The 10,762-nt window shown below is 50.2% G+C and carries 9 protein-coding genes; all 9 read right to left on the reverse strand.

Features of this window, described 5'->3' with window-relative positions; genetic code table 11:
- Nucleotides 1–71: 71 nt before the first annotated feature.
- Nucleotides 72–983 carry a UDP-3-O-acyl-N-acetylglucosamine deacetylase gene (gene lpxC, locus FHS30_RS11310; protein ID WP_183910587.1) on the reverse strand — a complete coding sequence of 304 codons (912 nt, stop codon included), beginning with the start codon at nt 981–983 and terminating at the stop codon, nt 72–74.
- Nucleotides 984–1,398: 415 nt separating this feature from the next.
- On the reverse strand, nt 1,399–2,565 hold the full coding sequence (gene ftsZ / locus FHS30_RS11315) for a cell division protein FtsZ (protein WP_183910588.1): 1,167 nt from the start codon (nt 2,563–2,565) through the stop codon (nt 1,399–1,401).
- 85 nt (nt 2,566–2,650) lie between these two features.
- Complete coding sequence (gene ftsA / locus FHS30_RS11320; protein ID WP_183910589.1) at nt 2,651–3,883, reverse strand: cell division protein FtsA; 1,233 nt, start codon at nt 3,881–3,883, stop codon at nt 2,651–2,653.
- Nucleotides 3,884–3,961: 78 nt separating this feature from the next.
- Complete coding sequence (locus FHS30_RS11325; protein WP_183910590.1) at nt 3,962–4,714, reverse strand: cell division protein FtsQ/DivIB; 753 nt, start codon at nt 4,712–4,714, stop codon at nt 3,962–3,964.
- Nucleotides 4,711–5,658, reverse strand: coding sequence for a D-alanine--D-alanine ligase (locus FHS30_RS11330; protein WP_183910591.1), 948 nt, complete (start codon nt 5,656–5,658; stop codon nt 4,711–4,713). Before FHS30_RS11330 ends, FHS30_RS11325 begins: the two co-directional genes overlap by 4 nt.
- Before the next feature lie 6 nt (nt 5,659–5,664).
- Nucleotides 5,665–7,086 (reverse strand): UDP-N-acetylmuramate--L-alanine ligase, encoded by a 1,422-nt coding sequence (murC, locus tag FHS30_RS11335; protein ID WP_183910592.1) that lies wholly within the window; start codon nt 7,084–7,086, stop codon nt 5,665–5,667.
- A complete protein-coding gene (murG, locus tag FHS30_RS11340; protein ID WP_183910593.1) occupies nt 7,079–8,152 on the reverse strand; it encodes an undecaprenyldiphospho-muramoylpentapeptide beta-N-acetylglucosaminyltransferase in 1,074 nt (357 codons plus the stop codon). The genes murC and murG overlap by 8 nt, the downstream gene beginning before the upstream one ends.
- A complete protein-coding gene (gene ftsW, locus FHS30_RS11345) occupies nt 8,145–9,416 on the reverse strand; it encodes a putative lipid II flippase FtsW (RefSeq protein ID WP_183910594.1) in 1,272 nt (423 codons plus the stop codon). Before ftsW ends, murG begins: the two co-directional genes overlap by 8 nt.
- Nucleotides 9,413–10,756 carry a UDP-N-acetylmuramoyl-L-alanine--D-glutamate ligase gene (murD, locus tag FHS30_RS11350; protein ID WP_183910595.1) on the reverse strand — a complete coding sequence of 448 codons (1,344 nt, stop codon included), beginning with the start codon at nt 10,754–10,756 and terminating at the stop codon, nt 9,413–9,415. The genes ftsW and murD overlap by 4 nt, the downstream gene beginning before the upstream one ends.
- Between the last annotated feature and the right edge of the window lie 6 nt (nt 10,757–10,762).

Here is a 10,762-nt window from a genome sequence, read left to right on the forward strand (position 1 = left end):
CAACGATCAATTGAAATATGGCATATAAATCAAGGAATTACCAACGATAAGAAACAAACAACCTTAATTGCTTACATGGCCAAAATAGGCTTAATGTAAGAAATAGGTGCCGCCTTCTCATCTTCAAAGGTCACCACTTCCCAGGCATCTTCTTGCGCAATCAATTGACGCAAAGATTTATTATTTAATGCGTGCCCAGATTTGTGTGCTTTAAATTCGCCGATTAGGCTATTGCCCAGCAAATAGAGATCGCCAATGGCGTCCAATACTTTGTGTTTGACGAACTCATCTTCGTAACGCAAGCCGTCTTCATTCACCACGCGATAATCGTCGACCACAATCGCGTTATCAACACTGCCACCTTTAGCCAAGCCTTTCGAGCGCAGGTATTCGATTTCGTGCATAAAACCAAATGTGCGGGCGCGACTCACTTCTTTAACAAAAGAAGTACTAGAAAAGTCCAAGCTCGCATTTAAGGTGCGACCGTTAAATACTGGGTGATCAAAATCGATGCTAAAGGTTACTTTAAAGCCATCAAACGGCAAAAAAGAAGCGACTTTATCGCCATCTTTCACCACAACAGGGCGTTTAATTCGAATAAATTTCTTAGCCGCCTTTTGCTCTTCAATACCTGCAGACTGGATTAAAAAGACGAAGGGGCCAGCACTACCGTCCATAATAGGCACTTCAGGCGCCGATACTTCCACAATGGCATTATCGATACCGAGACCCGCCATGGCGCTAAGCAAGTGCTCAACGGTCGACACACGCACATCGCCCTTCACCAAAGATGTGGACAGCGTGGTATCTCCCACATTGGCCGCTTTGGCTTCGATTTCAACCACAGGGTTTAAATCGGTACGGCGAAATACAATGCCCGTGTCAATTGGCGCGGGTTTCAGCGTGAGGTAAACCTTTTCACCCGTGTGCAGGCCCACGCCTGTCGCTCGAATGGGGTTCTTTAAAGTGCGCTGTCTGATCATATTTCACCGTGTCTATAAAAGTGTTGATGGCGCATCCATTTCGCACGGGCGCCGAAATCCATACCTATCGGGGTAAATTCCACCCCTATGTGCGGTTAATTTGCAGTTAGCACTGCTGGCCCTTCTATATATAGAGGGGACAAAAGAGCCAATCAGCACTGCCGCTGCCCGCTTAAGGCCAATGAATTCCGGCATTCAAGCCCGCCATTCAACTTGAGTGGCCAGCACTCACGCTAAATAGCCAAAGCCTGATGAGAAATCCGCTCCAGACCCTTGGTAATTGGCCAATTAATCTTGGCAAATCGGCCAAACAGCCCAAATTCTCTGGAAAGCGGCGAATATTACCAAAAATAGGACACTTAAACCAACACTTAAGTTCCAAATCCTATTTAGCCAATATTCACTTCTCACCCGTTCAATCAGCCTGACGACGCAAAAATGCGGGAATATCGAACAGCTCCATATCCTTCTCTTGAGCCGCGACGGCGGTAGCACCACCACCCGCGGCCGCTTGCTTGCGGCGCTGATAGGTGGGCGTATCAAAATCTTCCGGTGAACCGACCTTTTGACGCGCCGTATTATCCACGACTACTGACGCCTTAGGTTTTGGCGCCTCTTCCTTCACGACTGGACCCAATCCCGTGGCAACCACCGTGACGCGGAGCTCATCTTTCATCTCAGGATCAATTACCGTACCTACTACAACCGTAGCATCTGCTGAAGCAAATTCACCGACGGTATCGCCCACTTCGGTAAATTCACCCAGCGACAGATCGATACCCGCGGTGATATTAACCAATATACCGCGTGCGCCCTGTAGATCGACATCTTCAAGCAGCGGGCTGCGAATCGCCGCTTCTGCGGCTTCACGGGCTCGATTCTCTCCAGAAGCGACACCTGTACCCATCATAGCCATGCCCATTTCTGACATAACCGTGCGCACATCCGCAAAATCGACATTGATCATACCGGGGCGAATAATCAGATCAGCGATGCCTTGTACCGCCCCCAGCAACACATTGTTAGCTGCTTTAAACGCATCCAACAAGCTCGTCTTAGTCCCCAAGACCGACAGTAATTTCTCATTGGGAATGGTGATTAATGAATCAACGCGCTCAGATAATTCGCGAATACCGGCATCCGCAATCGCCATGCGCTTCTTGCCCTCGAAAGGAAACGGTTTGGTGACGACCGCCACCGTTAAGATTCCCATTTCACGCGCAACTTCCGCAACCACTGGGGCACCGCCAGTTCCTGTACCGCCGCCCATGCCTGCGGTAACAAAAACCATATCGGCACCTTCCAAAATTTCGGCAATGCGCTCGCGGTCTTCCATGGCAGCTTGACGACCCACATCGGGATTAGCGCCTGCACCCAAACCTTTGGTCATCGAATTGCCAAGCTGTAACACAGTTTTAGCATCGACATCTTTAAGCGCTTGTGCATCGGTGTTTGCACACACAAACTCAACGCCTTCAATATCACTGGCAATCATATGTTTAACGGCATTACCGCCACCGCCACCGACACCAACAACTTTAATCACCGCATTCTGCGGTACGCTATCGACTAGTTCAAACATGGTTTATCCCCTCTATTGTAGCGATTTCCAAATCTATCCAATTCAATTCGTGCACATCAACTATTTGTATCATTGACATATCACCCTAAAAATTTTCAGCCAGCCACGCCTTGGCTTTGGTCCACCAAGTTGCGCCCTGATTTCGTTGCATTTGCATAGACCTCCCTTCCTGCTGTTTCATTCCATAAAATAACAATCCCACACCCGTGGAGTAGATGGGATTGTTAACAATATCGCTCAAACCACGAATATTTTGTGGCGCACCTAAGCGCACTGGCATGTGAAAAATTTCTTCTGCAAGCTCGACTACGCCTTCCATTTTGGAAGTGCCTCCCGTAAGTACGATGCCCGCTGCGACAAGATCCTCATAGCCACTGCGTCGTAACTCGGCCTGTACCAAGGTAAACAATTCGTCATAACGAGGTTCCACCACTTCAGCTAACGCTTGGCGTGACAGTTCCCGTGGTTCCCGATCGCCCACACTTGGCACTTTGATGGTTTCATCAGCACCTGTTAATTTCGCCAATGCACAAGCGTACTTAATCTTAATCTCTTCGGCGTGAGCGGTCGGGGTACGCAACGCCATAGCGATGTCATTGGTAACCTGATCCCCCGCGATGGGAATCGACTTGGTGTGACGAATACTGCCATCAGTGAAAATCGCAATATCCGTGGTACCGCCACCTATATCAACAAGGCAAACGCCCAGGCTTTTTTCATCATCTGTTAGCACAGCGTAACTGGAAGCTAACTGCTCAAGAATGATGTCGTCCACTTCTAGACCACATCGCTTGATACATTTCTCAATATTCTGCGCCGCATTTACCGCGCAGGTTACTAGATGCACCTTGGCCTCTAACCGAACGCCGGACATACCCAAGGGCTCGCGCACACCCTCCTGATTATCAATGAGGTACTCCTGCGGCAATATATGCAGAATCTTCTGGTCTGCTGGTATAGCGACCGCCTGCGCCGCATCAATTACGCGATCGACATCCTGATTGAACACTTCACGATCTTTAATCGCCACAATGCCATGAGAATTCAAGCTGCTTATATGACTCCCAGCAATGCCTGCATACACAGAATCGATTTGGCAGCCAGCCATCAACTCAGCTTCTTCGACCGCACGCTGAATGGAATGAACCGTGGATTCAATATTTACAACCACGCCCTTCTTCAGCCCAATGGACTTGTGTGAGCCAATACCTACTATTTCCAGCTCGCCGTCGCCAGATACTGCCCCCACTATTGCCACCACCTTCGAAGTGCCAATATCTAGGCCAACTATCATGCGGCTTTCGTTCACCGGTGGCATAGTCTTAACCTCATTTTGTCCATTCGTTCATTCATGATCACGCTACCTGTTGTATTCGCTTCTTCCTGAAACATAATGCTAACTTTTTGCACGCCATCCCACTGCCGCGCCGTTGTTATATCGGACATCTACGCTAGCGACATCTTGCCAATGTTCTGCCAGCTTAACGTCGTAGATTTTGGCAAATAAACGCATCCGCTCCTGTAACCTATGACGCCCAAAAACAATTTTCACTCCGTCGCTTAACGTAACCCGCCAACTGCCGCGGCTATCGAGCTCAATATGAGCCAACTTTAAATTTCTAGCCCCCATCAGTTCGGCAATAGTTTGATAATTCTGCATTAACTTGCCTAGCGCGCGGTCTTCAGCGTCTAACCGAGGCAAGTTTTGTAATGCCTCACCCAAATTGTCTACCAATATGAGCTCTGCCGTATTATTAACGAAGCCCCTATCGCCCCAGCGCGCAATAGGCGTCTGCTCTTGCACTTCGACCATTAAACGATCTGGCCAGCGCCGGCGAATCGATACGGTCTTGATCCAGGGATCTTGCTCCAATTCCCGCTGCAGCGCCTGAATATCAATTTTCCAAAACCCGGTGTGAATGTTGTCCGCCAACAGGTTCGCAATATGCGCCCGAGTTACCAAACTAAATGAACCCTCAATAGCGACTTCTTGAACCGGCCGATCCCAAAGGGTCACTGCTTGATTAACAATCATTGGTGATAGCCAAACCAACAACCCAATCACCGTTACAAGCATTAAGCTGCGACGAATTAAGCCTGGGCGCGCAGGCGCCAACTCAGCTTTTTGTGCGCCACGATTTCTACTCATGACGCTAACGAACCTTCTAAAATCTGCATCACCAATTGATCAAAGCTCAAGCCTGCCACTTTAGCGGCCATTGGCACCAAACTATGGTCGGTCATCCCCGGCACCGTATTGACTTCAAGCATGTAAAATTTACCTGCTGAATCTGCCATAACATCTACGCGACCCCAGCCTTTGCATCCGATTGATTGGAAGCCAGCATAGGCCAGTGCTTTTAATTCCGACTCCTGCTGTTCTGGCAATCCACACGGACACAGATAGCGCGTTTCATTCGAGTGGTACTTGGCATCGTAGTCATAGAAAGTATTGGCCGCTTCCAGTCGAATGGGTGGCAGGACCTGATCACCTAAAATTGCCACTGTGTATTCAGGGCCCTCAATTAGACGCTCTAAAATTACAGTCGTGTCTAGTGCACTCGCACGCTCGATGGCGTCCCCTAGCGCAGCCAAAGTTTCAACTTTGGACATGCCAATACTGGAGCCTTCGTGGCTCGGCTTGACCATGACTTTGCCACCCAATGCAGCAAATGACGCCGCAAGATCTGTGCTGTCTTCTACCACGACATACTCTGGTGTCGACAAGCCTTCACCCCGCCAAATTTGCTTGGTTCGCCATTTATCCATGGCGATGGCCGACGCCTGAACACCGCTGCCCGTAAATGGAATGGCGAGATACTCCAAAAGCGCCTGAATTCGACCATCCTCACCGCCAGGGCCGTGCAAAGCGATAAATGCGCGATCCAAATTTGCCGCGCGTATCTTGTCGATTGCCGACCCAGCGGTATCGATTTTTATTGCATCCACGCCGTTGGCTAGCAACGCTTGAAAAATCGCCTCCCCCGAACGCAGGCTTACTTCACGCTCAGCCGAGTTGCCACCCAACAAAACGCCCACACGACCAATTTGTGTTGGCAAAGCATTTGAGCTTTTGGCGACTTTGCTATTCATAAATTATTACCACTTTACCGTCGATAATTCTGCAGACAGCTGGCCAACGTTGCCGGCCCCCTGAGTAATTACAATATCGTTGGGCTTGATGATATGACGCAGCGCTTGAGCCACATCCTCTACCGACTCTACAAATACCGGGTCGACAACACCGCGCGTTCGAATGCTGCGACTTAAACTACGCCCATCCGCGCCTGGAATTGGTTCTTCACCTGCAGCATAAACCTCGAGCAATATTAAGGAATCAACTCCACTTAAAACGTCGACAAAATCTTCGTAGAGATCACGGGTTCGGCTATAGCGATGCGGCTGATAAACCATAACGAGCCTTCGCTCAGGCCAGCCCTCTCGTACTGCTTTAATCGTTGCTCCAACTTCCCGCGGGTGGTGGCCATAGTCGTCCACCAACATTGCAGCACCCTGCTGACCGACGGGCATATCGCCATAAACTTGAAAACGACGACCCACACCCTCAAAGCCAGATAAACCAGCCTGAATTGCCGAATCCGCTACACCTTCGTCAGTGGCGACGGCGATGACAGCTAACGCGTTCAACACATTGTGTTCACCGGGCAGGTTAACGGTTACCGGCAGCGTTGCATCCTGACCGACGCGTACAACATCAAACGATGTATTCATCTTATCTTGTCGGATATTAATCGCGCGCACGTCACAGTCTTCGCTCAGCCCATAGGTCAATACAGAGCGTGACACTTGTGGCAGCAACTCCCGAATAATCGGATCATCGCCACATAAAACCGCCAACCCATAAAATGGCAAGTTGTGTAAAAATTCGATAAACGTTTTCTTCAATACGTTGAAATCACCGCCGTATGTATCCATGTGGTCGGCATCTATGTTGGTAACCACCGACACCATGGGCTGTAGGTGTAAAAAGGAGGCATCACTTTCATCTGCCTCTGCGACGAAATATCGGCTTTCACCCAGCTTGGCATTGCTGCCTGCACTGTTTAACAATCCACCAATAACAAACGTTGGATCTTTGCCATCTGCTGCCAATACAGAGGCCATAAGGCTCGTAGTCGTCGTTTTACCGTGGGTGCCTGCGATGGCAATGCCATGCCGATAACGCATGAGTTCACCCAACATTTCCGCGCGGCGGACGATAGGTATACGCTGCTCTTTAGCAGCCACCATTTCGGGATTGTCAGCTTTAACGGCGGTTGAATTAACAATCACATCTGCGCCCATCACATTCGCCGCATGATGACCGATAGCCACTTGTGCTCCCTTGGCCACCAAATGGCGTGTGGTATCTGATTCACGCATATCAGAACCCGAAATGTGGTACCCCATATTAATGAGCACTTCGGCAATACCACTCATGCCAGCACCGCCAATACCAATAAAGTGGATGCGGCGAATTCGGCGCATCTCCGGAATCTGATACACCTTCGACTTAACCATTAAGTAGCTCCTGGCAGACATCTGCTACCGCTTCAGCCGCGTCAGGTGTTGCCTGAGCACGTGCGTTGTTTGCCATTTCGAGTAACCTTGCACGATTACCCAATTGAGACTGAATAATTTCACTCAAGCGCGCCGCTGACAGATCAGCTTGAGGCAAGCACCAAGCGGCACCAACAGAGACTAACCACTGAGCATTCGCCGACTGGTGGTCATCAATTGCGTAGGGAAATGGAATAAAAATTGCGGGCAAACCAGCCGTCGCGATTTCCGAAACCGTTAGTGCACCGGCACGACACACCACTAAATCAGCCCAGCCGTAGGCTTCCGCCATATCCTCCACAAAGGCGGTGATCTGCACTGATTGCTCCACAACTTCTGCATAGGCCTGTTGACAGCTCGCCAGGTTTTTCTCACCGCACTGATGCCTAATTTCCACGCTTTTCGCAGGCAATTGCTTGCAGACCTCAGGCATTGTTTCATTGATTGCCTGTGCACCTAGACTGCCGCCTAATACCAACACGCGCAAAGGACCGGCGCGCTCTGTAAACCGTTCAACGGGTGTGGGCAACGCGGCAATTTGTGCACGCACGGGATTACCGATTCGCTCGGCGTTGGCCAAGCCCGAGTCAAATGCCTCTAAGGTTTGGCTTGCCACGCGCGCAAGCCAGCGGTTGGTCGTACCTGCAACCGCATTTTGTTCATGTATAACCAGTGGTTTGCCAAGCAGGCGCGCGGCCAATCCACCCGGCCCAGATGCAAAGCCGCCAAAGCCCAACACTATCGCGGGATCGACCTGCCGCAACACGGACAGTGCCTGCTTGAATGACAACAACAATTTGAACGGTGCGAGCAACAGTTGCAAAGAGCCCTTGCCGCGCAAGCCTTCGACTTGGATTGTGTGGAGCTTTATGTTCGCAGCGGGTACTAGACGGGACTCAATGCCACGCGCAGTTCCCAACCACTGAACCTCAAAGCCGCGCTCGCGTAACACCTCGGCCACTGCCAATGCGGGAAACACATGACCACCGGTACCTCCGGCCATTAATAATGCAATGGGGCTAGTCATTCATTCCCCCTATCGCTCTTTTTGCGGGTTTGGCCACTGCTTTTGTTGCGCGACGCTTGGCCGTTTTGACCGTAGAGCGAACCACCTGCACTTCGGATTCCCAATCTACCCTCAACACTAACCCCATGAGTGCACAGCACAACATTAAACTGCTGCCGCCGTAGCTGACGAAGGGCAGCGTCAACCCTTTAGTTGGCAAGAAACCCGAGGCGACGCCGACATTAATCAAAACTTGCACAGCAAATAACACGGAGATACCGAACATCAATAAAGCGGCAAAACAATCATTGTGCGCCATACGCTGCTTGCAACGGCGCAACAGCTCCACTATCAAGGCACCAAAAAAGGCGATGACAACGACGCCACCGACTAATCCGAACTCTTCCGCGACAACTGCAAAAACGAAGTCCGTATGCGATTCAGGCAGGTACATCATTTTTTGAATACTGTTGCCCAACCCCTGGCCAAACCATTGGCCGTTGCCAAATGCAATTAAGGATTGGGTTAACTGGTACCCAGTATTAAACTGGTCGGCCCATGGGTCCAAATAAGTCACCAAACGCTGCAATCGGTAGGGTGATAGAAGCGCGACTGAGGTAAATAATCCGCCCCCCACCAAACACAATGCCAACATCACCCATAAGCGCAGTCCAACGAAAAACAACATCGCCATAACCATGGCAACAATTACCACCGAACTGCCAAAGTCCGGCTCTAACAACAACAGTACGACAAAAACCCCTAAGATCGACAACGCACGCAAAAGCCCTTTATTTTGCTGACTCAATTCTTGTGCGCGCTTGGTGAGATAGCTCGCAAAAAATACCAGCAAACAAAACTTTGCCACCTCTGAGGCCTGCAGCGTCAGTGGCCCCACCACCAGCCACCGCTGACTACCATTCACGCGCCGACCAATACCTGGCACCAGCACAAAGGCCAACAATAGAAATGCGAGCAACAACAATACCCATGCATACTTTTGCCAAACCATTAACGGCACTAATGCAACGCCAGTGCAAAGCGTCAGCCCCATGCATAAAAAAATGAGATGACGGCGCGCAAAATACCAGCCATCACCATAGACCGTATCGGCAAATCCAATCGACGATGACGCCACCATCACGACGCCAAAGGTAAGCAGTGCCAGCCAGATAAACACTAAGCGCGACGACAATAATTGCATCACATCTGGACGCAGCTGAGCCAGCAAATCTGGCTGCCACTGGGCGCCCAACATGGGCTTGATGGCCGCTGCCAGACTCATGCTAGCAACCCTCGAACAGCGGCGATAAATTGCTCACCGCGATCCGCGTAACCTTTAAACATATCAAGCGAAGCACAAGCCGGTGACAACAACACTTTGTCGCCCTGCTGAGCTAAGCTATGTGCCTGAGATACCGCGTCACACATATCGCTGGCAAATCCTACCTGGACATGATTGCCGGCCAATGCAGCCAGTGCCTTTGCATCTTTTCCGATCACAATTAACGCGCGCAAATGACGCTTCATTACCGCTTGCAACGGTGCAAAATTCGCACCCTTACCGTCGCCACCCGCAATCAACACCAACTTGTAGTCTTCGTTTGCAAAGCCTTCGATTGCCGCGAGCGTAGCGCCAACATTGGTACCCTTAGAATCATTGATATATGTGACTCCGCGCACCTCAGCAACCCACTCGCATCGATGCGGCAATCCGCTAAAGGTTTTTAAGGTTGCTAACATGGATTTCATTTCGAAACCCGCGGCTTTACCGATAGCCAAGGCAGCCAATGCATTAGCTAAATTATGTCGCCCACGAATTCTTAATTCAGCCGCGTCTAACAAAGGCTCAAATTGATACGCCAGATAATCAACACCATTCTTACGCATGATGCCAAATTCATTAAAATCCGGCTTACCCAACCCAAAGCTCGACACCTGCATCGCGTCTGTGAGTGGTGGCTGAGTCAGCGGATCATCCCGATTGACAACTACATTGCTCGCACCAAAATAGATCCGCTGCTTGGCGGCGTGATAGGCGGCAATATTGTCGTATCGATCTTGATGGTCCTCACTGATATTCAAAACAGTTGCGACCTTGGCGCCGATACGCTGTGTGGTTTCAAGCTGAAAACTCGAAAGCTCCAACACATAGAGTTCAATATCATCATCCAGCAGGTCCAATGCGGCAGTTCCCAAATTGCCACCCACCCCGACGTTTACCCCCGCGGCTTTTGCCATCTCGCCAACCAAGACAGTTACCGTACTTTTGGCATTGGAGCCGGTAATGGCCACAATAGGTGCCTTGGCGTGACGCACAAACAGTTCAATGTCACCAATAACTTGCACACCTTTGCTGATCACGGCTTGTATCGGCGGCAATTTAAGGGACAAGCCGGGACTCAACACAATTTCATCAAATTGTGCGAGCAAATTTTCATCCAAAGGACCAAGGTGAATTTCGACATTGGGAAATTCTGATTCGAACTCTTTTAATTGCGCTGGGGCCATACGCGAATCGAACAGCGCAAAAGGGCTGCCCTGACGGGTAAGAAAACGCGCAACAGACCGGCCGGTAACACCCAGACCAATCACAGCGGTTATTTTACTCTTCGCGATTAACATTAATTA

The organism is Simiduia aestuariiviva (assembly GCF_014192475.1).
GTDB lineage: Bacteria > Pseudomonadota > Gammaproteobacteria > Pseudomonadales > Cellvibrionaceae > Simiduia > Simiduia aestuariiviva.

Coding starts and splice junctions, on each gene's coding strand:
- lpxC (WP_183910587.1), bottom strand. CDS start 983: ATGATCAGACAGCGCACTTTAAAGAACCCCATTCGAGCGACAGGCGTG.
- ftsZ (WP_183910588.1), bottom strand. CDS start 2,565: ATGTTTGAACTAGTCGATAGCGTACCGCAGAATGCGGTGATTAAAGTT.
- ftsA (WP_183910589.1), bottom strand. CDS start 3,883: ATGCCACCGGTGAACGAAAGCCGCATGATAGTTGGCCTAGATATTGGC.
- FHS30_RS11325 (WP_183910590.1), bottom strand. CDS start 4,714: ATGAGTAGAAATCGTGGCGCACAAAAAGCTGAGTTGGCGCCTGCGCGC.
- FHS30_RS11330 (WP_183910591.1), bottom strand. CDS start 5,658: ATGAATAGCAAAGTCGCCAAAAGCTCAAATGCTTTGCCAACACAAATT.
- murC (WP_183910592.1), bottom strand. CDS start 7,086: ATGGTTAAGTCGAAGGTGTATCAGATTCCGGAGATGCGCCGAATTCGC.
- murG (WP_183910593.1), bottom strand. CDS start 8,152: ATGACTAGCCCCATTGCATTATTAATGGCCGGAGGTACCGGTGGTCAT.
- ftsW (WP_183910594.1), bottom strand. CDS start 9,416: ATGAGTCTGGCAGCGGCCATCAAGCCCATGTTGGGCGCCCAGTGGCAG.
- murD (WP_183910595.1), bottom strand. CDS start 10,756: ATGTTAATCGCGAAGAGTAAAATAACCGCTGTGATTGGTCTGGGTGTT.